This window comes from Rhizobium sp. LjRoot98 (assembly GCF_964252935.1).
GTDB lineage: Bacteria > Pseudomonadota > Alphaproteobacteria > Rhizobiales > Rhizobiaceae > Pararhizobium.
On sequence record NZ_CAXUPW020000001.1, the window covers coordinates 421,585 to 446,428 of the forward strand.

The window sequence follows — 24,844 nt, forward strand, 5'->3', positions numbered from 1 at the left end:
AGCCGCTCCCGATTTCGGCTGCCCTATGCGTATCAGGCGGAGCGCAATGGGAAAACCATGCTGGCAGTCAAACCACGATTGTTTTCAACGTCCGGAACCGTATCACTCAGTTCGAGAGACCCCTGATGCATCTCCATCACCGCCTCGACCAGCGACAAGCCGAGGCCCGTTCCCGGTTTGCTGCGGCTTTCGTCGAGCCGCACGAAACGCTCCACGACGTCGTCCCGTTTATTGGCGGGTACTCCGGGGCCGTGATCCGCCACCGATAGGACGATCGAACCATCCCGTCTGAAGAGGCTGACCTTGATCAGCGGATTTGCAGCGCCGTCGGAATATTTGATGGCATTGTCGATCAGGTTGCCGAGCGCTTGGCCGATCAGTTCGCGATTGCCGGAAATGTGAATATCGTCAGGCACGTCGGCTTCAAGCTTCAGCGCCTGTTCGTCCGCCACCGGTTCATAAAGCTCGACACAGTCGGCGACGCTTTGTGAAAGATTGACATCACTCATCTCCGCAGCCGCGGCCCCGGCCTCGACCCGGGAGATCATCAGCAACGCATTGAACGTCCGGATCAGCTGATCGGATTCGCCGATGATCTCTTCCAGGGATGCCCGATAGCCGGAATTGGTTGCTTTGTGCGCCAATGCTGCCTCGGCCTTGTTGCGCAGGCGCGTCAGCGGCGTTTTCAAGTCATGGGCGATGTTGTCAGAGACCTGCCGCAGACCCTCGTTCAGCTTTTCGATCCGCCCGAGCATGGCATTGAGCGATTCCGACAGCCGGTCGAACTCGTCGCCGGATCCGCTCATCGGCAATCGTTGCGAGAGGTCACCCGCCATGATCCGCGTGCTTGCGTCCGACATCCGGTCGATCCGCTTCAGCGCGTTGCGGCCGATCGCAAACCAGATGATCAACGCGCCGATGCCCATGATGCCAAGCGCCACCACAAGAGCCTGCCGCACTAGCACCCGAAACTTTTCGGGTTCCTGCAAATCGCGGCCAACGAGAATGCGCAGGCCATTATCGAGCACAAGCACATGCGCCAGTGCCACATGGTCTTCCTTGCGGCTTTCGTCGGTATAGCGCTGATAGCGGAATGCTTCGCCCGTCCATCCTTCCTTGTCCAGAAGGCCGGGTTGCAGCGAGGCGACATTACCCGCGAGGATTTCGCCAGTCGGCCCGGCGATGACATAGAGATTGGCACCAGGTTGACGCGCCCGCCGCTCCAGGGTCCGCAGCAATCCGTTGACGCCGCCGCGGCTATAAATCTGCTCGATCTGCGAAACTTCCGCCGTCACCGCATCCCTTGTCTGCTGTTCCAACAGCCGTTGCGACATGGCGGTGACGTAGAAGACCAGAAAAGCGGCGCAGAGCGAAAAGAGCAGAAGATAAAGCGCTGACAGGCGAACGGCGGTGCTGCGGAAGAGGACGTTCAGCCTGTTCATGCGTCCGTGCGTCCGTCTTCCTTGATCATGTAGCCTGCCCCGCGCACGGTGCGCAGCAATGGCTGATCGAAATCCTTTTCGATCTTGGCGCGCAGCCGCGACACATGCACGTCGATAACATTGGTCTGCGGATCAAAATGATAGTCCCAGACATTTTCCAGAAGCATGGTGCGCGTCACCACCTGCCCCGCATTCTTCATCAGATATTCCAGCAGCCGGAATTCGCGTGGTTGCAATAGAAGCTCCCGGCCCTGCCGGCGCACCGTATGCGACAGCCGGTCCAGCTCCAGATCGCCGACCCGATAGACCATATCCTGTTCGGGAGCGCCTTTACGGCGGCCGAGCACCTCGACCCGTGCCAGAAGCTCGTTGAAGGCGTAAGGCTTGGGCAGATAATCGTCGCCGCCGGCACGCAACCCCGTCACCCGGTCATCGACCTGGCCAAGCGCCGACAGGATGAGGACCGGAGTGTGGACGCCCTTGCGGCGCAATTCCGAGATCACCGACAGCCCATCGCGGCGCGGCAGCATCCGGTCGATGACCAGCACATCGTAGCTGTTCTCGCTCGCCATGAACAAGCCGCTCTCGCCGTCGCTGGCATGGTCAGACACGATGCCAGCCTCGCGGAAGGCCTTGGCCAGATAGGCGGCCGCTTCGAGGTCATCTTCGATAATCAGAATCTTCATACGCGTGACCATAGTACCTGACCCGTCTCTTCCACAACCGGTTTGCCATGGGGAAACCACACCCGCCTGCCCGGTTGCGCAGGTCAGCCATGTCCCGAAACGCCAGACGCCGCGAAACCTGGGTAAAGGTCCGCGGCGCCCGGCAGCTGGAGCTGCGTCAGCCCTCGTCAGCCCTGGCTGATGGGAAGCGCCACGAAGCGGCTTGCGTTGTCGGCCTCGATCTGGAACAGCGCCTTTGTGCGTCCGTCCTTCTTGGCGGCCTCGATCACCTTGAGGATGTCGTCAGCAGACTTGACCTCCTGGTTGTTGACCGAAACGATCTTCTGGCCTTCCTTCAGGCCGCGATCACTGGCGTCGGAGTCAGGATCAACCGAAGAGATCGTTACGCCCTTGCCGTCCTCGGAAGGCGTCACGGTCACACCGAGATCCGCCAATGCCTTTTCGCTTGAGGGCTGCTGGTCTTCCTGCTGCTGCTCGGTGCTGGTAGCAGCATCCTTGGTATCTGCAGGCAGGGTTCCGACTTCGAGCTTGACGCTCTCGGCCTTGCCATCACGCCACAGGGCAACATCGACGCTTGTACCGGGACGCATCAGGGCGATCTTGCGGGCCAGTTCGCGCGGCCCCTTGATGGTGTCGCCGTTGACCGCAGTGATCACATCACCCTTCTTGATACCGGCCTTTTCGCCCGGAGAACCAGCCTGCGGCTCGACAACGAGCGCACCGCTTGCCTCGGCAAAGCCGAGCGATTCAGCCACGTCCTTGTCGACCGGCTGGATCTGTACACCGAGCCAACCGCGCGATACTTCGCCATCCTTCATCAGATCATTGACGACATCCTTGGCAACGGAGGCCGGAATGGCGAAAGCGATACCGACATTGCCGCCCGATGGCGAGAAGATTGCGGTGTTAATCCCGACGACTTCGCCGTTGAGATTGAAGGTCGGACCACCGGAGTTACCGCGGTTCACTGCCGCATCGACCTGAAGGTAGTCGTCATAGGGGCCGGATCCGATATCACGGCCACGTGCAGAAATGATGCCGGCGGTCACGGTACCACCAAGTCCGAACGGGTTGCCGACAGCAACGACCCAGTCACCAACCCGAACCTTGCTGTCGTCGGCAAAGCCGACATAGGCAAACTTGCGCTTGTCATCGACCTTCAGCACGGCGAGGTCGGTGCGGCTGTCCTTGCCGATCAGCTTGGCATCCAGTTCCGTGCCGTCGTTCAGGATGACTGTAAAGGCCGAGCCGTCGGAAACGACGTGATTGTTGGTGACGAGATAACCGTCCTCGGAAATAAAGAAGCCCGAACCTTGCGATGTCGGGCGCAAGCGGCCCGGCTTACCGTCGCGCGGTCCATGGTCGCGATCAGCACGCTTGTCGCCGTTCGGGCCGCCGAACTCCTTGAAGAAGCGCTTCAGCGGGTGGTCGTCCGGGAGTTCGTCCAGCCCACGGCCGCCGAAATCGAAGCTGAAGCCGTTGCCGCTACCAGCGTCATCGGAAACAGGATTGGCACGCGACTGGACGCGCACCGACACCACTGCCGGAGAAACCGCATCAACGACGTCAGCAAAACTTGGAACCTGCGGCGCCTCGATCTTGACGGCGGCGGCAAAGGACGAGGTGATGGTAGCGGGGATGCCGGTCGACAGCATGACGGCTGCCAAACCGGCAACGGTCGAGGTCTTCAAGATGGTCTTGAGGGAGGGACGCAGTGCATTTGTCTGAAACATCCGGTTTGCCTTTTCTTTTCATTGACATTTGGCTGCCTGGAGGAACAGCCGATGAAAAAGGAATAGCCGAGCGCACCTTACTGACTTGTGTCCGGAAAATGAACTTTTGGTAATGTTGGGGAATGGGCCTAAAAGGAAATCAATCCTTCAGGACAGCATCCAGACGCGCCTGCTCATCGGCAGAGAGTGCCGTTCCCGTCACCTTGCCGGTCCTGCGCCGCGCGGCGAGAAGCATTGCCGCCACACCGGCCAGCAACAGGATGACCGGCGCGCCCCAGAGAATCAGCGTCTTTGTCTCGAAGCGCGGATTGAGCAGCACGAATTCGCCGTAACGCGAAACGACATAGGCAATGACCGCGTCGTCACTGTCGCCATTGGTGATCCGCTCGCGCACCAAAAGGCGCAGATCCTTGGCAAGCTCGGCATTGGAATCGTCGATGGACTGGTTCTGACAGACCATGCAGCGCAATTGCGCCGACAGCGTACGCGCCCGCGCTTCCAGCGCCGGATCCGACAGCACCTCGTCGGGATTGACGGCAAAGGCCGGCCACGACGAGACCATGAGGAAAGCGATGACGAGCAACCGGCTGATCATCGCGCAGGCTCCAGAACAGGTTTCTTCTGCTTCTTGGCGCGAGCCGGGGCGCCCACCCGCAGCCGCCTGTCGCTGAGCGAAACCGCACCGCCAGCCATCATGAACACCGTGCCCAGCCAGATGCAGAGGATCATCGGCTTCCACCAGATCCTGATCACGACGCCGCCGTCCTTGATGTCATCTCCGAGCGAAACGTAGAGCTGGCTCAACCCGAACGTCCGGATACCGGCCTCTGTGGTTGGCATTTGCCTTGCTGTATAAAACCGCTTTGACGACCAGACCTCGGCCACCTCGATCCCGCCTTGGCTGATGGTGAAATGCCCGGATTCTTCGCTATAATTTGGACCGTTGCCATTGCGCAAACCATCAAAGCGCAGCGTATAGCCGCCCGCATCCGTGGTCATGCCCGGCTTCATCTCGACAATGTGCTCCGTCTCGAATGCCGTGACCGCGACAATGCCGATCAATGTCACGCCAAGCCCGATATGGGCCAGCGCCGTACCGAAAACCGAACGCGGCAGACCGGACAGACGGCGCAGCGCCACAGATCCCGTCACCTTGCCAAGACCGGAACGCAGATAAAGCTCCGTCAGTGAACCGGCAATCATGTAGGCCCCAAGCGCGAGACCGAACAACGCCATGATCGGGCCGCCATTTTGCATGTAGTAGATGATACTTCCGACAACCAGGCCGAATGCCACCGCGGCAAACAGGCGCTGCCCGGCGCCGAGCAGATCGCCGCGTTTCCAGGCCAACAGCGGGCCGAACGGTACCGCCAGCATCAGCGGCAGCATGAGCAGTCCGAAGGTCATGTTGAAGAAGGGAGGTCCAACGGAAATCTTCGCCCCGGTCACTGCTTCCAGCGCCAGCGGATAAAGCGTGCCGATCAATACGGTCGCCGCCGCCGTCGTCAGGATCAGATTGTTGAGAACCAGCGCGCCCTCACGCGAAATCGGCGCAAACAGCCCGCCCGCTTTGAGGTGTGCGGCGCGGAAGGCAAACAGCGACAGGGCGCCGCCGATGAACAGGATGAGGATGATCAGGATGAAGACGCCGCGCGTCGGGTCGGTGGCAAAGGCGTGAACCGATGTCAGTACACCGGAGCGGACGAGGAAGGTGCCGAGCAGCGACATCGAGAAGGTCATGATCGCCAGAAGCACCGTCCAGATCTTCAGCGCTTCGCGCTTTTCCATCACAAGTGCCGAATGCAACAGCGCCGTCCCGGCTAGCCACGGAATGAAGGACGCATTCTCGACCGGATCCCAGAACCACCAGCCGCCCCAGCCGAGTTCGTAATAGGCCCAGTAAGACCCCATCGAGATACCAGCCGTCAGACAGGTCCAGGCGGCCAGCGTCCACGGCCGCACCCAGCGGGCCCAGGCCGCATCGATACGACCTTCGATCAGTGCGGCGATCGCAAAGGAGAAGCAGACGGAAAAGCCGACATAACCGAGATAAAGCAGCGGCGGATGGATGGCCAGGCCGACATCCTGCAGCACCGGATTGAGGTCCTGCCCTTCACCCGGCGCATTCAGCAACCGGTTGAAAGGATTGGACGTCAAGAGGATGAAAAGCGAGAACGATACCGCGATCCAGGCCTGGACGGCCAGCACATTGGCTTTCAGGGTCTCCGGCAGATTGTTGCCGAACACAGCGACCAGCGCCGAGAAAAAGGTGAGGATCAGCACCCACAACAGCATCGAGCCTTCGTGATTGCCCCAGACACCGGAAAATTTGTAGATCAGCGGGATCTGCGAATGCGAATTCTCCCAGACGTTCTGGACGGAGAAATCGGATGTCACATGAGCGTAGGTGAGAATACCGAATGACAGCGCCATCAGCAGGAATGTCGCCTTGGCCGCCACCGTCCCGATTTCCATCAGCGCGTGATCGTTGCGCAGCGCGCCGATGATCGGCAATACCGCCTGCAGGAGCGATGTGGCAAGCGCCAGAACCAGCGCATAGTGACCAAGCTCGATGATCATTGGATATTTTCCTTGCCGCCAAGATTGACGCCCTGCGCCTTCAACCGGTCCGCCACGTCCTTGGGCATGTAGGTTTCATCATGCTTGGCAAGCACGGTATCTGCAACGAAAACCGGACTCCCCTCCTTGAAACTACCCTCGGCGACGACGCCTTGGCCTTCGCGAAACAGATCGGGCAGAATTCCCGTATAGGTCACCGGCACCTTGTCGAGCGTATCGGTGACGCTGAACGTGATGGTCATGCCTTCACCGCGCTTGAGCGAGCCATTTTCCACCAGGCCACCGAGCCGGATACGCGTACCTGGGGCCAGTTCGGCCTTGGCGAGATCGCCAGGAACATAGAAATAGGCGATTGCCTGGCTGAACGCGACCATCACCAGCAGAACGGCGGCGGCGATGAACGTCACACCGCCGCCAATGATCACAAGGCGCTTCTGTTTGCGGGTCATTCCACGCCTCCGTCTGCCTTCAGCCCAAGCTCGCCTGCCAGCACCAGCAATTGCTTGCCCTCGTCGCCGTCGGCCGGAAAAACCGCTAGGCTCTGTTTCAGGGCGTCGCCTGCCTTGTCCTTCTGGCCAAGCACGGCATAGGATCGGATGATCCGCATCCAGCCCTCGAAATTCTTCGGGTCTGTCTTCAGCTTTTCCGCAAGGCTACCGACCATACCTTCGATCATCGCCGTGCGATCACCGGTACTCATATCGTTGGCCGCAGTGATATCCTCGCTTGTGGGATTGCCCAGCGGGGTGCCGGCCTGCTGTCCTGCAGCCGGGACCTTGAGATCGGCGATATGCTCGTTGATCAGCGGCAACCATGGAGCGCCGGCCGGTGAGGTACGGACGATCTGCTCGAACGCCGCCAGCGCCTCCGTCCCTTTGCCTTCCTGCTTCAAGGCAAGAGCCAGATAGAACTGCGCTCGCGGGTCCGTGGGCTCGATCGCCAGCAATTTCTGCAGCGCATCGCGGGCCTCGTTGGTCACCAGCCCGCCGGAAAGCGCGATCAAGCTTTCGGCGTAACCGCCCAGGCGCGCCGGTGTCGCCCCGAGGATTCGCAGCGCATTGCGAAACGCCGTTGCTGCCTGCTCCAGCCGGCCACTGCGATAATAGATCGGCGCCAGAACATCCCATCCGGCACCATCTTCAGGATTGCTGACCAGTTGCTGTTCGGCCCGCGCGATCAGGATGTTCATATCGTCGCCGGGATTTGCCAAACGCGCGGCCAGCGGCGCATCCGGCACATCCGGATTGCCGGTCCGCAAGTAAAGACAGAGCCCGATGGCAGGCAGGATCACGATAACGGCAAGCTGCGCCAGCCGGTTGCTGCGCCTTACCGGTTGAGCCGGCGCAGCGGCTTTCACGGCATCGGTTGCAGCCAACAAACGGCGGGCGACCTCGGCGCGAGCGAAATTCGCTTCGTCGCCGGAAATCAAACCGTTTTTCTCGTCGCGTTTCAGCTCGTCCAGCTGATCGCGATAGACCTCGACATCATGGGATTGGGGGGCCTCGGCGCTGGCGGCGGCGCGCAGCAGCGGAAGCAGCAGAACAGCGGCAACGGCCGCCGTCAAAGTGGCAACTAGGATCCAGAACAGCATGTTCGCTCAATTACTATGCGAAGCCTGCCATTCCAATCGGAAAACCGGAGATGACGGAAATTTGAGGCGTTTCGCCGCAACTATGGAAACTATCGAATGGGCTGGATCAGCCCAACGGCGTCCACGTGCCGTCGGCATTGCGGCAGGCGGCACCACGCGCGACACTGTCCTGCCCTTTGACCGTTACCGTATGGCTGTATTGGCGGCAGTTCTGCGAGCCGACCTGATACGGTGCGGCGGCAACGACCGAGCCGCTGATACCCGATCCCTGCCAGACCACCGGCTGTCCGCCACGGGATGCTTCCAGGGCGCGGTATTCGGCCTCCAGCGCCCGCTGACGGTCTGCCTTGCTGATCGAAAGTCCGGCTTGATGCCCGATCACACCGCCACCAAGCGCCGCGATATAGGAAGCCGATGTGTTCGAGGTAATGCCACCCAGCTTACCGCCCTCGCGCGAGGCCGTACCGCAGCCGGCGATCAGCAACGACGAGGCGATCAGGCACGCAGCCGGCGAAGCGGAGAGGATGGTCGGGAAACGGGCCTGGTTCTTCATCGTATCGGACAGCTCTTACGGTTTCCGGTGCATCGGCAAATCATGGCTCGGCTTAAGGCCGATTCATGGCTCATTATCTTTTTTACATTCCCCGCATGAGCAGGCAACATCACAGCGATCAAAGCTGCTGCATTGCGGAATTTTGCCTGCAACTCTGTCAAAAAAGTCACGCAACGGCTCAAGACACGTTCCATCATGACACAGCCGGCAGCACGATCAGTGCCTTCAGCCCGCCACGTTCACCGCGTGATAATCCAAGCGTACCCTGATATTCGCCGGCGATTTCGCTGACGATCGACAGACCCAGCCCGGTCCCGGGCTTGCTTTCATCCAGCCGCCTGCCGCGTTTGATGGCAACGGTGATCTGCTCCGGCTCCAGGCCGGGACCGTCATCATCAACCTCTATGGCGATCCAGGTGCGCCGCCCCGGGTCCTTGCCCTGCACGCCCTCGGGCGCGATCTGTGCCACGACGCGAACCTGATCGGCTGCATAGCGCGCAGCGTTGTCGAGAAGGTTCCCCACCGTTTCCTCGACATCCTGCTGTTCCATCGCCAGAATCAGGCCGGGGGGCGAGACAGTCAGCAGAAAGGTCTTTTCCGGATGCAGGCGGCGCATGACGCGAACCAGCCGCTCGAGAACCGGCTCCACCTCGGTGCGGGCCAGAACCGATTCCCGTTGCGCCGCGATCCGCGCCCGGTTGAGATAGGACTGCACCTGCATCTGCATCGCATCCGCCTGCGCCTTGACGAGATCGCCGTGCGGCGGCTCCAGCACCCGCGCCTCATTGATCAAGACGGCAAGCGGCGTCTTCAACGAATGCGCGAGGTTGCCGACCTGCATCCTGGCGCGCTCGATGATGCGCCGGTTGCTGTCGATCAGGGCATTAACTTCGCTCGCCAAAGGTTGGATTTCGCGTGGAAATTCGCCGTCCAGCCGCTCGCTTTCCCCGCCTCGGATCTTTTCCAGCGACCGCCGCGCCTGGTCGAGCGGCCGGAGCCCGAAAAGAATGGCCAGCGCGTTCATGCCAAGACCACCAAAGCCGAAGATCGCCAGCGCCAGATAGAGATTACGATTGAAATCGTCGATGTCGGCTTCAAGGACATCGCGGTTGCCCGCAACCCGGAACCGGGCGGTGTGCCCCTGAATATCCAGAACGACTTCGGTCTCCGCCACTTCGACTTCATTGTTGAAGGAATCAACAGTGGTGTAAAAACGCTCGTAGCGAATATCGAAGGGAACCTCATCGACACTGGCAATCGGCAGCTTGCCTGATCCGAGCGAGGTCGAAATCAGCGGCGGGGTGTTGAATTCCCCAATCGGTTCTACGATCCAGTACCAGCCCGTCTGTGGCTGGGAAAAGCGCAGGTCGCCCAGTTGCGGACTGCCGGCCAGCACCGACTTGTCGTTGACGACGATCGAATTGATGACGTTGTAGAGCTGCGCACGCAAGAGATCTTGAAAGCCGCGCTCAGACCCTTGCCGATAGAGTGTCGAGATCACCACGCCGATCACCACCAGCGCCGCCACCGCCCAGATCGTGGAAACCAGAAGAACGCGTGCGGTCAGCGATTGCGGGCGCAGCATCATGGGTGCCGCCGGATGGTTTGGCGGGACAATGGCGTTAGGCCCTTGCCTTGGTGCGCAACCGCCCTGTCCTTCCAGTTGATCATAGTGATCCCGCTCAGGACTTCACTTCCTTGCTGGCCATGCCGGGAGCCTGCATGCGATAACCAAGGCCACGCACGGTTTCGATCAAGTCGTTGCCGATCTTCTTGCGCAGGCGGCCGACGAAAACCTCGATCGTGTTGGAATCGCGGTCAAAGTCCTGGTCGTACATGTGCTCGACCAGTTCCGTGCGCGACACCACCTGCCCCATGTGGTGCATCAGATAAGACAACAGCCGGAATTCATGCGAGGTCAATTTCAGCGCCACGCCGTTGACCATCGCTTTGGAACCCTTGGTGTCAAGCCGCACCGGGCCGCAAACGATCTCCGAGCTTGCATGTCCGGCCGCACGCCGGATCAGCGCGCGGATACGGGCCAACACTTCTTCAACATGGAATGGCTTGGTGACATAATCGTCGGCGCCGGCATCGATGCCCGCGACCTTGTCGCTCCAGCGGTCACGCGCGGTGAGAATCAGCACCGGCATCGCTTTTCCGGCACCGCGCCATTTTTCCAGCACGGTGATGCCGTCCATTTCCGGCAAACCGATATCAAGGATGACGGCGTCATAGGGCTCGCCCTCGCCGAGGTAGTGGCCTTCTTCGCCGTCGAAAGCCTGATCGACGACATATCCGGCTTCCTTCAACATGTCCGTCAATTGACGGTTGAGGTTGACGTCGTCTTCGACCACCAGAATGCGCATGAACAGACTTTCTTCCCTTGCGCGCCAGCATCTCCTGGAGATTTGCCGTCGCGTCGCAACACCAGACTTACTGCTTACCTTATTTCATCCGTTTCGAGAATGTCTTGAAGGCAGGCATTCTGCGGCTACATCGGCACCCGCATCGTCACCTTTTTCGGGCGGCCGCCATTGCCGGGGATTAGCACGGTGACGACACATTTGCCGTCGCCCGTCGGCTGCGCCGACAGCAGTTCGCCACCGGTCTTGGCAACCACCTCGGCCGCCGCCTGACCACAATCGCCGTCCACAGCGACAACCATCGATGGCACATCAATCGCAGGCGGCGCGAATCCGGACAGGCCCGCTGCAAGCGTTGCTATGATCAAGGGTGAGGACATGAACGCACTTTCGCATTGAAAACAAGATTGGTGGCTTGGGATGCATTGTTGCAGATTTAATAAACGATACAGTCTGAATGGCAAATGAATGTGCCGCCACCACCCGGTTTGCGCAATGTCTAGCGCAAACGCGAGCGCGCTGAAATCCGGCCCCAGATGGCAATCAGTCCGCCCACTGCGGCCGCCAGCGCAGTCAGTCCATCCACAACTCCCCTTTCATCGTCAGGCGCGACCTCCAATCCCAGCAGGTTGGCGCAGGATGCCAGGATTGCCACCACGCCACCCCAGACGGTCTTCGACATGTACCAGGTCTTCAAATCGTTCATTTGACGCTCCTCGTCCGGTTTGCTGAATTTGAGTTTGACTTGAATGGGAAAGCCGGGGTGTTACAGGCTGAGCAGCGCCTGTGCCGGCACGCCGAAGGCAACCTTCTGGCCGCGCTGCCGGACGCGAACCGACAAGTCTGCCTGTGGCGCGCCGAAATCCTCGATCTCGAGACCCGCGGCATAGTGCAACACCGGTTCGGACACGTCGAAGGACCGCTTGACGCTCGTCCCGGCGAGAATGTCGATACGATATCGTTCCTGGGGCTCATCCAGCGCGATATCACCGTCGAGCCAGTGGTCGGCCTCCCGGCGGGCGCAGCGGGTCCAGGTGATTCGGATACCACCGCCCTCAAGACGCCGCCCCCGCAGATGCACCGGCGCAACCGGCCTCTCGGCCCTCAAGCCACCGGCAAAGGCAAAGGGACCGCTTGGCTGAGCGGCCTGCCCGCTCGCCTCGGCGATCCAGTTGATCACACGCCCCGCCTCGTCGGGGCTCAGGGCCAACGGCCTGACCGCCGCATTGAGCACCACCACCGGAGCACCGGAAGCACTCCCCGCCAGCATCGCATCCGTGGTCCCGTGCAGACCCCGCAAAAGCTTTGTCAGCCGCCAGCGCCCGGCAGAAATTTCCTCAGCGCTCTGATAACCGATGATTTCCCAGACACCATTCGAAGCAAGGATCGCCACGCGGTTGCGCCCGTTGAGAACGGAAAGGCGGCCTGCCGAAGACAATCCACCGAAATGTAAATCAAGCGTCAGCGTATGCATGGCATCAAACCTGCCGGTAACACCTGCACCAAGCGACGCCGCCAAGACACCCGTCTGCGCTGGTTGCCCCAGCCGCACCCGCGCCTGATAACCTTCCGCCGTTGCCGATGAAGAAAGCGTCACCACGCGCCATGGCCTGGCAAAGACAGCGGCCCGGGCAAAACTGCTGGCATTGCCTGCCACGTATTGTGGCAGGTCCATCAGGTGCACAACGGGAGAGAACCCGTCGGATGGCCTGCGCGGCGGAACGATCGGTTTTGACGGCTGAACCGGGCGGCCGCCGCTCGACGGCACAAACGCCCGCGCCTCGATCGAACGTGCCGCGCCATCCTCGATCCGGCTGACAATAAAACTGCCCTCCGGTCCATCGTCGAAGGCGACCACATCACCCGGCTCGAACGCCAGTGCCGCCGGCGATAGCGAAAAGCGTACGCTGCGCCTCGACACCTGATGATCGCGCAGCGCGTCCTCGACAGCACTTGCCGACGCCCCTTCATGCATCACCCCCGGCAGTGAAAGCCGCAACACCCGGTCATTGGCCGGCGATACCCGGCGGGAACGGGCGGTGGTTCGCTCAAACGCATTTCCCGGATCGAACCGGTCGAGGATCGCCTCGCTGGCAAAATCGCTGTCGTGGCTGCGCGTCTCCTCAAACAGCGGCTGTCCGTCGAGATCCGCCAGCACTGCAATGGCCCTGGGCTGCGAGGCCTGTTTCATCCGCGACCGGAACCGCAACTTCGCCCCGTCTTCAGCAGCATCGATCTGCAGCGCTGCCATCAGCGGCTCCAGCACATCACGCGCCGACACCTGCTCCGACTGCACATAACCGCTGAGATCACCGCTGACGCAGCTTACATCGCCGCCCTGAAATCCGTGATCGGCAAGTACCGCCGCGATCACGTCGGCCGCCGTCGCCCCACCCAACCGGCCGTTCACCCAATGCCCGGTCTGCCAATTGGCGCCGTCGGACCAGAGCGCCGTATTCTCCGGAAAGGCCGGCATCGGTCGCGCGTCCCAGGTCCAGACGAACATATGATCCGGATCAACACATGCGGGTGCGCCCGAGCCTTGCCAGAACCGGTGCTGCGCCTGTAGAAACCGGCGTTGCATGGCATCGCCGCGCGCGCCGTTCGAAAAATACGGAACCGCCGTTTCCGACGATTTCGGATCAGTAAAGACGTTCGGCTGGTTCGCCCCCTTGTCGATCGCCGGGCAACCGAGTTCGGTGAACCAGACGGGTTTGGAGGCCGCTACCCAGGCCGTCGGCACAGCCTGCTCGACGCCGCCTATCCGGTTGCGATGCATCTGCCCCCACCAATTGGCAATATCCTTGTAGCGGTAGACCCATGGCTTTCCCGCCAGCCCGTCGGTAATCGGCGTGCGGATACGGCCGCGGCGATCGTCCATGCTGGCGTAATACCAGTCATACCCCTCGCCGGCAGTGATCATCCTGCGCATCGCGTCGGCATCTTCCGCCAGCCGGAAACCATCCGCATTTCCCTGAAACAGGTCTCCGTCACGCCAGTCGGACAGCGGCATGTAATTGTCGATCCCGACGGCATCGATATTGGCCGATGCCCAGAGCGGATCGAGATTGTAAAGCACGTCGCCAGACCCATCCGCCGGGTGATAGCCGAAATACTCGCTCCAGTCCGCCCCGTAGGTCAGCTTGGTGGCCGCACCGAGAACGGCCCGGACATCGGCCGCAAGATCCACCAGCTTCTCGACGAAAGGAAACGCGCCCGTCCCATCGCGCAATTGGGTCAGCCCGCGCAATTCGGAGCCGATGATGAATCCGGAAATCCCGCCCGCCGCCTTGCTCAGCAACGCGTAGTGAAGCACCAGCCGGCGATACCCGTCGTCCGCAGCAACCGATCTCACCGACGTGCCCGAAACGGCAAAATCCGCCACCGTGGCCGTTCCGCAAAACGCCGCCACCTGCGTGCGCGCCGCCATCGTCCTGTCGGCAGCGCCCGCAAGCCCCGGCGCCGGATCCGCGGTAATCCGCCCCCGCCAGGGATAGGCAGGTTGCCCCGTACCGCCATAAGGGTTGGGCAACGTGTTCCCGGCCGCAATGTCCATCATCACGAAAGGATAGAGATAGACTTCCAACCCACGTGCCTTCAGGTCAGCAATCGCCGCCACCACGCTCGCATCGCCCGGCGTGCCGCCATAGGCCGGGGCGCCATCATTGCGGCTGATCAGCCTCCCACCACCACGCGAAATTCCCGACACCGACCAGGCCAGGCTTTCCCCCCGCCGCACCGGCGTCTCGACGCCGGGCTCGATCCGGCAATGACCAGCCCGCAAATCCGTTCCGAACCAGGACACCACCAGCGCCACCCGCTCAAGGTTCGGGCAGAGCGCCTGCAATTCATCGATAGACGCACGCCAGTCGGAACTCGCATGAAAAACGTTGCGGTTGATCAACCGGCTCGCACCGGCTCCGGTCTCTTCCCTGACGACGCCAGGGTGATAGCCGTATTCGCTCGAACCCGGAATGATCGTGATGGCGCGGATCTGCTTTTCGAGCGTACCGGTCGGCCGCAAGACCTCGAACTGGATCACCGGAATCCGGTTGCCATAACTATCCAATGGCAAACGCTCGAACACGGCATAGGCGAGCCCCCGGTAGGCCGGTGCTTTCCCCACGCCCTGCTTGGCCTCGATCAACGGATCGGGCAATTGACCGGCTGTCCCGCGATAAATGCGCATCTCGATCCCGGTCAGGTCCAGCTCCCGCCCGTCCGCCCAGACCCGGCGAACGCAGGCAATCTCGCCCTCGCAGATCCCAAGGGCAAAATTGGCATAGTAGCGAAACGTCTCGACCCGCGGCCCGCTCGCCTTGCCGCCCTGCCGTTCGACCCGCACTTCTTCTTCAAACCGTGTCGCCCAGATCAGTGTGCCGCCGATGCGCACCGTGCCATAGGCCCGCGTGATCGCCGTGCCGTCCTCGGCACCGGGTATGCGCGCATCGCCCAGCCGGGCGCCGGAAACCGTCGTCATGCCGTTGATGATCGAGCGGTCGATCACCGAGCCCGCAAGCGCACCAACCGCGCGGCCAAGCACCGCGCCAACCGGACCGAACACGCTGCCAAGCGCTGCACCGGCAGCCTGCAGAAGAATGGTTGCCATGATCGTCAAACCTTTCCGGGAAAACGGAATACACCGGCAATCCGCCGCCGCCAGGACGGAACGAGCGCCGACTCGATCACCGCCGCCTGTTCATAGGCATGGATGAACCTGTCTTCGGTACTGAGAATTCCCGCATGCTTGGCCGGAAAGTCCGGCCGCCAGCAAAACAACAGCAAATCGCCCGGCTGCATTTCCGCGGCCGGAAGCTCCGCCCCGAAATACCGCCGCGCCGCCCCGCGCAACCGATCCTCGCCGCTGCGCTCCGCCCAATCCGGCTGATAGGCCGGCGGCAATTCCGGCTCGGAACCATAGATTTCCCGCCACACACCCCGCACCAGGCCCAGACAATCGCAACCAACGCCCTTCAGGCTCGCCTGATGCCGGTACGGCGTCCCGATCCAGCTCCGTGCAACCGAAACGATTTCGCGCGCAAAGCCAACGGCTGGATCTCCCTCTTCTCCCCATCGGGGAGAAGATGGCCCGCAGGGCCGGATGAGGGGGACCGCAGCCTCCGAACCAACCAAATGATCCTCCGCGCGGTCGTCACTCATAAAGCGCCCGCCCATCATGCACCGCATCGCCATCCGCATAACCGAAGGCAAAATCCGTCCCCGGCATATGCGGAAACCCTTGGAAGTTCAGGCGATTTGCAAACGTCCCGCCACAAGTGGCAAAACTCTTGTCGCATCCCGCCGTCACGGTGAAATTATCTCCCGCCACCAGCGGCAAAGGCGGCGGCAGCCAGAGCGAAAGCGTGACCCCGTCAGCATCCTTGCGGTGATCCTCGATATCGCAGGCATGCCCGGCATTGGCACCGCCAACGAACCGGAACATGCCATACCGGTAAAACCCTGCCATCGCTGCATCGAGCCCCGTCACCCGGATCCGCGTCTCGCCCAGAACAGCCATGATCGCGCCGCTGCCCCGGTAGGCCGGATTGCTCAAGTTTACCCTGCACCGCCCATCGCCAAGCACGGCATCACAGCGCCGCCCGTAAATCCGCCCCTGCACCTGATCCAGCTTGTGCGTCAGCCGCCGCAACTCAGCACGAAAAGCGCCGCCCGCGCGCACGACATCGCCGATCTCCTGCACGCGCAGCAGAATGCGCTGATCCGGCGCCTGCCAGTTCACCTGGAACACGTCGACCCTGGCGCCGTCATAACGTCCGGCGATCACATCCGCCTCGCTGATCGCGGCGCTGGAAAACCCACCCGCAACCTCGCCTGCCTCGACGGAAAGTCCGCTTGCCGCCTCGCTGTCGGCGGCCCGAAACCCGCTGGCGGCCAGAAAATCGGTGCCATCAAAACGGAGGTCGTGATCATGCTCGGTAAAGCCGAGCACCACCCCGTCGCGCCGCGTCACCCTCCAACAATGGCACATCGTTGTCGCATCGCCGTCCAGGTGTTCGGCAAGGGCTGCGGTGAGCGTTCTCATGGCTTGATCTCCACCAAAGGAATCGACGGAATGCGCCCGGCCTGAAACTGCCCCAGATCGACATCGATCCGGTCGGTATCGAAGCGCACCGGCACATCGAATTCGAACCCTGCCTTGATCGCAACGCCGCTTGCCGGAATTTTCGATGGCAGAAACGTCACCCGCCCGCTTGCCGCATCGAGCGTAAAATCGGCAGGCACCACCAGAATCCCACCAACCGACATGACCACACTGCCCAGAACCGGCTTGGCGATCTCGCGCACGCTCGCACCACCCGCATCGCCATAGGTCTTCGCCAACTGGAACACGGCGGTCACGCCATCACCCGTTCCAACAAGCTGATCATTGGCGCTCACCGTTCCACCCGGCGCACAGGACTTGAAATCGACGGGATCGCGAAACCGGAACCCGAAAAGCTGCCCCGCCCGCGCCTCGAAAAACTCCAGCACCGCATAAAGGTCGCCAACAGACTTGATCCCCGATCCCGCATCATAGTGCCTGCGCGCATCACGCCAGCGCCGGTTGCGGTTTTCCCGCCCGTTCGAAAGGCTGACAATATCCGTCCGCCTGACCGGCCCGCCGCTCGTTCCCAAAGCCAGGCGCAAGGGAAACCGGACTTCATGAAATCCTGTTGTCATGGTGTTTTCCGCTGTGTGTTGAATCGGTTGACAGGGAGTCTTCAGGGATTGCTGCACGGCGGCAGCGTTTTTCTGCCGCTGGCGCGTTGGCAACTGCGATTCCCTGCTCCCTCTCTGCGGGTACGGGGAAGTCGCGAGTTGCTTGGTACGGCACTGCCGAGTACGGTCGACGAATGGAGGAGCTTGAATGAAGGCTACGGCGCTGCTGCAGGCAATTTACACGATGGGTCTCGTTAACTATCCTAATGAGGCGCGCAAATGGGTGAACGTGATGAACACGCTGGGCGTCGTGGCTGGTCGTGCCCACAGTCTTTCGGTCTCGGAGGTCAGCAAGCTTGACCTCATGCTGAGGCAGCTTGAACAGGAGCATCTGGAAGAGATCATAGGCCCCGAAAAACAATTCAGCTTTGCAACAGACCTTATCTGCACCCTCTCCGATAGCTGGCTTCTCGCAAGCTACGAGCCGATCCGTGCCGCGTGCGAACAGACGAGGACCCGCAAGGAGCCGTACGAGAGGCTGGACTCGTTCCACCGTCGTCTTGCGTTGGTACGTATACCTATCGCCAAGGCGGAGATTAAGGACGCGCAACGGCTCAAGCCAACGCTGATGCTTTATCCAATTGGCGACGGAGACGATAACAGCGGAAAGCTGTATGCTCATGACGGCTCCTACATTGTACCGAAGGGAGTTTGCGCGGAAACCGGAGCTACCGTGTGGTACCCAATTGACTTGAAGACACAGAAGACCGTAGCGATCTGCCGGCGTGATCTTTCCGACGAATTTTTGGGATTGTTCGACTAGTAGCTAGCTTGCCTCCCTCATGCCACTTTGCCGCCGATGCAACGTCACATCGATGCAATCCGGAAGGTCCCGACGGGATAACCAGTCTGGAAAAAGCTCCTCGATCTGGGCGATGATCTGGTCGGTCGGCCCGAACACATGATCTGAGGGTGATGGCCACCGCGACGGAGAAGCCTCTCCTCAAATCCCCCGCCGTCCCCGCCCCACCGTGCGCGTCAGCATCGCCGCGATCTGCCCCTCCGACTTTCGAAAACTCTGCACATCAGACGCCGTCACATTGAAGACGACATTCATCGGCCCACCGCCACCTGAGGACGCCACGCCCAGCGATCCATCCGAACCGCGCTTCAACGGCAATATCGCCTCCGATCCGGCCTCGCCCATCAGCCCCATCTGTCCATCCATTGGAAAATAGGTCGGCGTTGAGACGACACCTCCAGCAGCAAACGGCGTCACCCTGCCCGGCACGCCACCATTGGCAAAAGCCGTCGCGCCCCCAAAACTCCCGGCAAGCCCCGAGATCGCCGATCCGAGCAGTCCCTCGAGCGGCTTCAACCCTGCTGAAAGCGCGATCTCCGTCAGCCGCAATCCGGCGCCACGCAGCACATCCTCCAGCCCCTTGCCGCCCCGCGTCGCCGAGGCCAAAGCCCCGGTCAGCGCCGAACCGAACGAGCGCGAACGCCGCTCCAGATCGTCGAGCACATCCTTCCAGGCATCCGCATCATCGGCCGCTGCCGAAAACCCGATCTCGTCCTGTTCCATCACGATCTCCTCGAAAAAGGCTCACCATCTCAGTCTGGAAACGCCGCCATCAGCGCCTCCATGCCAGAGCGATCCGCAACGGCAGCGGCAGGCTGCAGCCCACCGAATGCGGCCTGCATCTCGCGCGGCGTCATCGACCAGAAGACGGGGGCTGGAAGCCGCAGCAGGCAAAGCCCGGCATGGATCACCGGCCCCCACGGAAACGGAGGCGGCAAGCCATTGCCCGCTGCGGCACTCAAGGGTTTGCGCCGTCCTCCGCGCCACCAAAAGTCGCCGCCAGAAGTTCGCTGGTCAGCCGCGCCAGCCCGGCAATGCCGCCGTCGAGGCTCATGACAGCAACATCCTCGTCCGACACCAGATTGCTGCCACCGCGCAGACCGGCGCTCAAGATCCGGATCATGTCCTCTGCCTTCAGCCGCCCGGCGGAAAACCGTGCCGCCAGATCCATCAGATTGTCAGCCGCAAACGCCATCTCCAACTCGGCCAGACTGCCGAGCGTCAGGCAGAGGATGCGCCGCTCACCGCCGATGACCGCCTCCACCTCGCCGCGATGCCGGTTCGCCCGGCCTGCCGTTCCCGTACTCCGCCCGCTCATCACAGCGCCGCAAAGGTCAGAGCACCGGCCGATTCCAGCGCCGTTTCAAAAAGGATTTCGCCATTGTACTGGCCGGAATATTCGAGCGCCGTCACCTGGAACGGCCCGGTCAGCGTGCCGAAATCCGGAATGACGATCTGCCAGTTGAGGATGGCGCCGTTAAAGAAAGCTGCCCGCACCAGCGCATCCGAACTCTGATCCTTGAAGATACCGGCGCCCGATATGGAGGCGCGCTGCACGCCCGCGCCACCCAGAAGCTCCCGCCATCGGCCCGCGGATTCCGCATCCGTCGCGTCCACCGTCTCGGCATTGAACGCCAGCCGTTTCGACCGCAGCCCCGCCACCGTCAGGTAAGAACCGCCATTGTCGATCTTCAAGAGAAGATCCTTCCCCTTCTGCGCCACCATGTTTCATCCTTCCAGAAACAAAAAAGGCGCCCGCTGGGGACGCCGATGAAATCCTATTTCGCCAAGCGAAACGTCATTCCGTTACTGCCCGAAACACCATTTCCGCCACATGCCCCTTGGCCTTGGCATCACGCTTTGTCTTCGTGCGTTGATGCAGGATGCTGACCAACGCAAACCCGGTAGGAACGAGAGGCGTATCGTGCAGCAGCGTCCGCACCCGTGCGGCAATCTCCTGCACCACCCGGTTTCCACCTTCGCCCGTGCGCGCCTCCAGCGTGACCAGATGCTCTTCCCCCGCTTCACTGGCCGTCGAAGCATCCCGGCTCTCGATTGCGGCGATAACAATGCAGGGCCTATGCGATCGTGGCTGCAGATGATCGTGAACCCCGTCCGGCCCGATCAACGCCGTCAGCGCCAGGTCTCCGGCAAGCTTTGCAAAGACTGCCTTCTGCAAGGCTCCCGCCGCACTCATCGCCCCTCCTCCGCACAACGGCAGACGAGATAGCGCCGTGTCTCGTCCGGATCGTGAAAGGCCCGGATCGTAAAAATCCGCGCCCCCTTGCAAAACCGCATATCCGCCGCGATATCCTCGCGAAACCGGATCCAGATACGGTGCGTCACGGTGAACATCTCCGCATCCGCCCGCTCCTCCTCGCTGACGCAAACGTGTTCGATCCGCGCCCAGAGCGACGTCACCGGCACAAAACCCGCCACAATACCACCCTGGCCATCACCGGCATCATTGCGCATCTCCAGGTCCAGCCGCGCCGATAATTGCCCGGGATCGAGCATGACGGTTCCCATGCTCAAAGCCCCCGCCGGCAAAAGGGCGCGATCAGCCGGTCGTAGCTGGCAGGCACCGCCGCCGGTTGGCTGCCCGGCGAAACCGCGCCGCGAAACTCGTAGAGCAGCGCCAGGTGTAGAAGCATCGCCCGTTTCAACATGTCCGGCACATCCGCACCGGTCGCGCCGAAACCGGCCGAAAAATCGATCTCGATACCGTTGATCGCCCGTCCCGGCTCCGGTTGCCGCGGCAAGATCAGCCGCGCCGGACGCGCTTGGCCGTCCAGCACGAAACCGGTGGCATCGATGGTAACAGGCAGGCCGGCCGCATCATAAACCGTAACCGCTTCAATCGTTTGCACCGGCCCCCTGCCAATCTGAATCACCCGCCCCGGCGGCCAGTCGTCGAGATAGAGCCGGAAGGTCCGGGTCAAAAGCGATAGTCCTGTCTGCCGCTCCAGATGTTCGCGCACGGTGCGGATCAGCCCGGCGATCAGCGTATCGTCGGCGCTGGTTTCGACACGCAGATGTGCCTTGGTCTCGGCAAGCGTCAGCGGCTCGCCGAGCGGCGGCGCCAGTTCGGTGATGGTCATGGATATCTCCGTCGCGATGAGGCAATGGGGCAAGAAAATGGGTGGACGCAGCGGGAGGGGAGCTGCGTCCACCCTCGCGCACTGCGGCAGGGAAGACCGCGGCGCGAATGGTTGCACCCTTTGAGAAAGGGCGGCCTTACGCTTATTCAAGATGCCGCGAATTTAATCAGCTTGATAGCCTCGAAATTTTGCACTCCCCCGCCGACGCGCTTGGTGGTGTAGAACAGCACCTAAGTGTTGGCTGTGAATTAAACTACTTCGCCAGCGCATTGAGCCGCGCATGCATGTCGCTGGTTACAGCCCGTCGCCTTTGCGTCGAAACGCCCATCCTCCTTAAACGGCGGCAACATTGTTAACGAAACTTTACCGACTCAAATGCTTTAATCCCGCCCGTGCGTTCAGCTGTGAGCGCCGTGTCCAACAGCGCGATAGATCGGTCGGCTGTATTCATTGTGCCGATGATATCGATATTCGTGGGGAGACCGAAGCGCCTCGCCGGGATCATGCTGGAACAGCATGCGCACACCAGATGCCCAGCGCCGGATGAGTGATTGCTGGAAAGCGCCCGGCGCTATCGCATCCTTGCCAAGATCCACCTCGCCAAAAACGCTGGCATAGCCGGAAAACCGGCCCTCCCCGGTCACCCCGGACAACGTCAGGTTGGCAAACTTCTGCGTTCGCCAGACAGGCATCCTGTCGGTCGTCATGTGTCTTTCTCCGATGATTGGAAATGCAGAGGACGGCAAGGCCAGCCGAAGGCGTCAACGCCTTGCTACCAAAATTATTCAAAACCCGGGGTTGATCGCTCGCGACCCCGGCCTATCTCGACCCGGGTCGTCTTCGAGGGACGGCCGTGGACTGACGCAGGATGCGATGCGGCAGGAACACACCCGGGCGGAAACATTTGCTCCGCCCGGGGCGATAGCCGGCAGCGCCACTTGTGCCTGCCTAATCCGGCCGCCTGCCGAACCGCTCTGCCACGCGCACGGCCGCTCCCATTACCCACCAGGCCATAAGGCTCGCCGCCGCCGAACCCGTCAGCATCACCTCGGCACCTGAAAGGCTGCCGGCAATATCGAGCTTGCCGACAATCCACAGCCCCGCCGGCCCGCCGAAAATCAGCCCACAGGAAAGGCCGGTGAAAAAGCGGGAAGCAGCCTCACGCCGGCCCTTCGGCAGCATGTATATCAGCGACACCGCAGCCCCGGCCGCAGCGCCGATCCCCTTGGCAGCCCAAAGGCCCGGGTCATTGCCAAAATCAGCCATTTGTTAAGCCCTTGATGCTATTATCGGAATTGCATCATCTTCACCCAACCGCAGCCAACTGCCGCGAGGTGATGCACAGCATGACGTCGCGTGAGCTGAAGCATTCTCTGAATCTTTTGAATCGGTTGCAGGGCGAGATTGAGAAACTGAATCCGCAGCCTCACGCGTCACTTCAATAGCCCACCGCCTGCCGCTTCTCCTCGTCGGTCAGAAAATCCGCATCCTTCATCCGTGCCCAGATCTCGCTGCGCTCGCCAGTCAATCCGGTTACCTGATCAAGATCCGGCACCAGTTTCAGCGCCTCGCCCAATCGCCCGGAAAACCAGCCGGACAAAGCTGCTGCGGTGCGAAAAACCATCGGCAGGATAGTCAGCCGGTAAAGCGCGCGGTTGGCCTCCTGATAGTTGGCATAGGTGTTGTCGCCGGGAATGCCGAGCAGCATCGGCGGCACGCCGAAGGCAAGCGCGATGTCGCGCGCAGCACCATTCTTGGCCTCAACGAAATCCATGTCCTTCGGCGAAAGCCCCATCGCCTTCCAGTCCAGCCCGCCTTCTAGAAGCAGCGGCCGCCCGGCGCGGATCGGGCCGGAATAGCCGTCCTCCAGCTCGCTCTTCAGCCGGTCGTACTGATCGGCCGAGAGATTGCCGCCCTCCTTCGGCTGGTAGACCAGCGCGCCGGAAGGCCGGGCGGAATTGTCGAGCAGCGCCTTGTTCCAGGTCGCCGCCGCATTGGAGAGATCGAGCGCCATCTGCGCTGCCGCCAGCGGCGGAAAGCCGAGATGATCGTCAAGCGGATGAAACAGCCTCAGATGCAGCAATCCATCGTCACCAGCCGAAATCCGCCGCGCCAGATTGCCCACCCGGTACTCATACCCCTCCGGCCAGCCATCCCGCCCTTCAAGGACGCGAACCCGGTCCGGCCTCAGCAGATGCAGTTCACGCACCGTGCCACCGATCTCGGCCGCATCAATATAGGCATTGCCGGACAACAGCAGATGGCCGTAGAGCGCTTCCAGAAAATCATGCCCGCCCATCCGCCCATTCGGCCGTGCCAGCAATGCCAGCACCGGATGCTCGCTCCGCTCCTGCGTTCCCTCGTAGACCAGCAGCGGCACGTTTGCCGCCCCCTCCGAAATCAGCCGCACGGCCCGGTGCGCCACCGGATTGCGCATGAACCCCTCGCGGGCAAGTGCCGCATAGGACCGCCCGGTCCAGTGCGCTCGCCCCTCCTGTGCAAGGGTAACAAAGCCCGATGCGGCCTTGGTTTCGTGCGCGTTCTCCACCGGGCGGCGCCACGGCAGACGGAATGGATTTTTCATCGGTCGTGATCCTTGATGGCCGCTTGAGCGCGGATCGAAAGGGAAAAAGAAACCGGAAGCGCCTAAGCTGCCCGGGCGTCGCGGAGCGCCGCCAGGTATCGCCTGCCATAGCCTGCCACCAGCGCCGCCCTGTCGCGGCTGTTGATGATCCGCCGGGCGCCGGTCCAATCCTCTTTGTCTTGTGAGAAATACTGCCCGAGCCTCTTGCCGGTAAACGCGCCGGTCTGCATGCCGATGAACAGGATGTCGACGGCAACACCCATCTCCATCGCCCGCTCCGGTTGGGCGATAAGGTCGACCCCGGTTGCAAGCGTCATCTTTTCGTAATTGGCCCTGTGCGTCAGCTGCACCAGCCCGCGCCCAAGCCAGGTCTTTCCCTCCACGTCCCGCCGCCAATAGGGCGTCGAGACGGAAGGTAGACGGCCCTGTTCAAACGCGCGGTCGAGAAGGACGATCGCCCGTGCGTCACTTGCGGCAAACGTCTCGCGCACCGGCTGCATCGTCCGCCCGGTTTCGTGATGCGCCGTCGCCAGCATATAGGCGAGCCAACGGTCATCAAGCGCTACGGCGCTTTCGCCGCGATCAAGAATCGCCGTCAGCCCCGCCACCTGATGCCGTTTCAACACGGCGTCGAACAGGGAAACACGCACCGCATCAAAGAAGGCTTTTCGCACAAACGGCATTCT

The 24,844-nt window shown here is 61.7% G+C and carries 27 protein-coding genes and 1 pseudogene; 1 reads left to right on the forward strand and 27 read right to left on the reverse strand.

The window, feature by feature from the left end; translation table 11 throughout:
- Positions 1-32 precede the first annotated feature (32 nt).
- The 16 genes from ACSQ3J_RS02065 to ACSQ3J_RS02140 form a co-directional block, all read right to left on the reverse strand.
- Positions 33-1,442: a sensor histidine kinase gene (locus ACSQ3J_RS02065; protein WP_060503643.1), complete on the reverse strand. Its 1,410-nt coding sequence runs from the start codon at positions 1,440-1,442 to the stop codon at positions 33-35.
- The gene (locus ACSQ3J_RS02070; protein ID WP_060503644.1) at positions 1,439-2,140 is read right to left on the reverse strand and encodes a response regulator transcription factor; all 702 of its coding nucleotides are present in this window, start codon (positions 2,138-2,140) and stop codon (positions 1,439-1,441) included. The genes ACSQ3J_RS02065 and ACSQ3J_RS02070 overlap by 4 nt, the downstream gene beginning before the upstream one ends.
- Positions 2,141-2,295: 155 nt before the next feature.
- Entirely contained in the window at positions 2,296-3,861 is a 1,566-nt protein-coding gene (locus ACSQ3J_RS02075) for a Do family serine endopeptidase (RefSeq protein WP_436038588.1), read from the reverse strand.
- 139 nt (positions 3,862-4,000) lie between these two features.
- On the reverse strand, positions 4,001-4,456 hold the full coding sequence (locus ACSQ3J_RS02080) for a cytochrome c-type biogenesis protein (protein WP_060503646.1): 456 nt from the start codon (positions 4,454-4,456) through the stop codon (positions 4,001-4,003).
- Positions 4,453-6,441, reverse strand: coding sequence for a heme lyase CcmF/NrfE family subunit (locus ACSQ3J_RS02085; protein WP_060503647.1), 1,989 nt, complete (start codon positions 6,439-6,441; stop codon positions 4,453-4,455). Before ACSQ3J_RS02085 ends, ACSQ3J_RS02080 begins: the two co-directional genes overlap by 4 nt.
- Positions 6,438-6,890, reverse strand: coding sequence for a cytochrome c maturation protein CcmE (gene ccmE, locus ACSQ3J_RS02090; protein ID WP_060503648.1), 453 nt, complete (start codon positions 6,888-6,890; stop codon positions 6,438-6,440). The genes ACSQ3J_RS02085 and ccmE overlap by 4 nt, the downstream gene beginning before the upstream one ends.
- Complete coding sequence (ccmI, locus tag ACSQ3J_RS02095; RefSeq protein WP_060503649.1) at positions 6,887-8,032, reverse strand: c-type cytochrome biogenesis protein CcmI; 1,146 nt, start codon at positions 8,030-8,032, stop codon at positions 6,887-6,889. The genes ccmE and ccmI overlap by 4 nt, the downstream gene beginning before the upstream one ends.
- A 106-nt stretch (positions 8,033-8,138) precedes the next feature.
- Positions 8,139-8,585, reverse strand: coding sequence for a hypothetical protein (locus ACSQ3J_RS02100; protein ID WP_060503650.1), 447 nt, complete (start codon positions 8,583-8,585; stop codon positions 8,139-8,141).
- A 193-nt stretch (positions 8,586-8,778) separates the two neighbouring features.
- Positions 8,779-10,167 (reverse strand): ATP-binding protein, encoded by a 1,389-nt coding sequence (locus ACSQ3J_RS02105; RefSeq protein ID WP_060503820.1) that lies wholly within the window; start codon positions 10,165-10,167, stop codon positions 8,779-8,781.
- 100 nt (positions 10,168-10,267) lie between these two features.
- A complete protein-coding gene (locus ACSQ3J_RS02110) occupies positions 10,268-10,954 on the reverse strand; it encodes a response regulator transcription factor (RefSeq protein ID WP_060503651.1) in 687 nt (228 codons plus the stop codon).
- Between the two features lie 125 nt (positions 10,955-11,079).
- Positions 11,080-11,331 carry a hypothetical protein gene (locus ACSQ3J_RS02115; RefSeq protein WP_060503652.1) on the reverse strand — a complete coding sequence of 84 codons (252 nt, stop codon included), beginning with the start codon at positions 11,329-11,331 and terminating at the stop codon, positions 11,080-11,082.
- 119 nt (positions 11,332-11,450) lie between these two features.
- Complete coding sequence (locus ACSQ3J_RS02120; RefSeq protein WP_060503653.1) at positions 11,451-11,657, reverse strand: hypothetical protein; 207 nt, start codon at positions 11,655-11,657, stop codon at positions 11,451-11,453.
- A gap of 60 nt (positions 11,658-11,717) precedes the next feature.
- On the reverse strand, positions 11,718-15,560 hold the full coding sequence (locus tag ACSQ3J_RS02125) for a baseplate multidomain protein megatron (RefSeq protein ID WP_060503821.1): 3,843 nt from the start codon (positions 15,558-15,560) through the stop codon (positions 11,718-11,720).
- Between the two features lie 5 nt (positions 15,561-15,565).
- Positions 15,566-16,111, reverse strand: a complete 546-nt coding sequence (locus ACSQ3J_RS02130) for an NlpC/P60 family protein (RefSeq protein ID WP_082512065.1) — start codon at positions 16,109-16,111, stop codon at positions 15,566-15,568.
- Positions 16,104-16,994 (reverse strand): DUF2163 domain-containing protein, encoded by an 891-nt coding sequence (locus ACSQ3J_RS02135; RefSeq protein WP_436038589.1) that lies wholly within the window; start codon positions 16,992-16,994, stop codon positions 16,104-16,106. The genes ACSQ3J_RS02130 and ACSQ3J_RS02135 overlap by 8 nt, the downstream gene beginning before the upstream one ends.
- On the reverse strand, positions 16,991-17,632 hold the full coding sequence (locus tag ACSQ3J_RS02140) for a DUF2460 domain-containing protein (RefSeq protein WP_060503655.1): 642 nt from the start codon (positions 17,630-17,632) through the stop codon (positions 16,991-16,993). The genes ACSQ3J_RS02135 and ACSQ3J_RS02140 overlap by 4 nt, the downstream gene beginning before the upstream one ends.
- A gap of 187 nt (positions 17,633-17,819) precedes the next feature.
- Between ACSQ3J_RS02140 and ACSQ3J_RS02145 the strand changes: the two genes are divergently transcribed.
- Positions 17,820-18,434: a hypothetical protein gene (locus tag ACSQ3J_RS02145; protein ID WP_060503656.1), complete on the forward strand. Its 615-nt coding sequence runs from the start codon at positions 17,820-17,822 to the stop codon at positions 18,432-18,434.
- 180 nt (positions 18,435-18,614) lie between these two features.
- Here ACSQ3J_RS02145 and ACSQ3J_RS02150 read toward each other — a convergent pair whose 3' ends face one another.
- From ACSQ3J_RS02150 to ACSQ3J_RS02200, 11 genes and pseudogenes are all read right to left on the reverse strand, one after another.
- Positions 18,615-19,196, reverse strand: a complete 582-nt coding sequence (locus tag ACSQ3J_RS02150; protein WP_060503657.1) for a phage tail tape measure protein — start codon at positions 19,194-19,196, stop codon at positions 18,615-18,617.
- A 29-nt stretch (positions 19,197-19,225) separates the two neighbouring features.
- The gene (locus ACSQ3J_RS02155; RefSeq protein ID WP_060503658.1) at positions 19,226-19,435 is read right to left on the reverse strand and encodes a rcc01693 family protein; all 210 of its coding nucleotides are present in this window, start codon (positions 19,433-19,435) and stop codon (positions 19,226-19,228) included.
- Positions 19,432-19,791 (reverse strand): gene transfer agent family protein, encoded by a 360-nt coding sequence (locus tag ACSQ3J_RS02160; RefSeq protein WP_436038590.1) that lies wholly within the window; start codon positions 19,789-19,791, stop codon positions 19,432-19,434. The genes ACSQ3J_RS02155 and ACSQ3J_RS02160 overlap by 4 nt, the downstream gene beginning before the upstream one ends.
- Positions 19,791-20,198 carry a phage major tail protein, TP901-1 family gene (locus tag ACSQ3J_RS02165; RefSeq protein WP_060503660.1) on the reverse strand — a complete coding sequence of 136 codons (408 nt, stop codon included), beginning with the start codon at positions 20,196-20,198 and terminating at the stop codon, positions 19,791-19,793. The genes ACSQ3J_RS02160 and ACSQ3J_RS02165 overlap by 1 nt, the downstream gene beginning before the upstream one ends.
- Positions 20,199-20,271: 73 nt before the next feature.
- Positions 20,272-20,670: a DUF3168 domain-containing protein gene (locus ACSQ3J_RS02170; protein ID WP_060503661.1), complete on the reverse strand. Its 399-nt coding sequence runs from the start codon at positions 20,668-20,670 to the stop codon at positions 20,272-20,274.
- A complete protein-coding gene (locus tag ACSQ3J_RS02175) occupies positions 20,667-21,002 on the reverse strand; it encodes a phage head closure protein (protein WP_060503662.1) in 336 nt (111 codons plus the stop codon). Before ACSQ3J_RS02175 ends, ACSQ3J_RS02170 begins: the two co-directional genes overlap by 4 nt.
- A gap of 2 nt (positions 21,003-21,004) precedes the next feature.
- Positions 21,005-21,574 (reverse strand): head-tail connector protein, encoded by a 570-nt coding sequence (locus ACSQ3J_RS02180; protein ID WP_060503663.1) that lies wholly within the window; start codon positions 21,572-21,574, stop codon positions 21,005-21,007.
- Positions 21,575-22,059: 485 nt separating this feature from the next.
- Positions 22,060-22,281 (reverse strand): annotated as a pseudogene (locus ACSQ3J_RS02185) (HK97 family phage prohead protease); the annotation flags it as partial.
- 241 nt (positions 22,282-22,522) lie between these two features.
- Positions 22,523-22,840 (reverse strand): DUF6107 family protein, encoded by a 318-nt coding sequence (locus tag ACSQ3J_RS02190; protein ID WP_060503664.1) that lies wholly within the window; start codon positions 22,838-22,840, stop codon positions 22,523-22,525.
- Positions 22,841-23,012: 172 nt separating this feature from the next.
- Positions 23,013-24,158, reverse strand: a complete 1,146-nt coding sequence (locus tag ACSQ3J_RS02195) for a phage portal protein (protein ID WP_060503665.1) — start codon at positions 24,156-24,158, stop codon at positions 23,013-23,015.
- Between the two features lie 62 nt (positions 24,159-24,220).
- Positions 24,221-24,841, reverse strand: a complete 621-nt coding sequence (locus ACSQ3J_RS02200; protein ID WP_060503666.1) for a hypothetical protein — start codon at positions 24,839-24,841, stop codon at positions 24,221-24,223.
- Between the last annotated feature and the right edge of the window lie 3 nt (positions 24,842-24,844).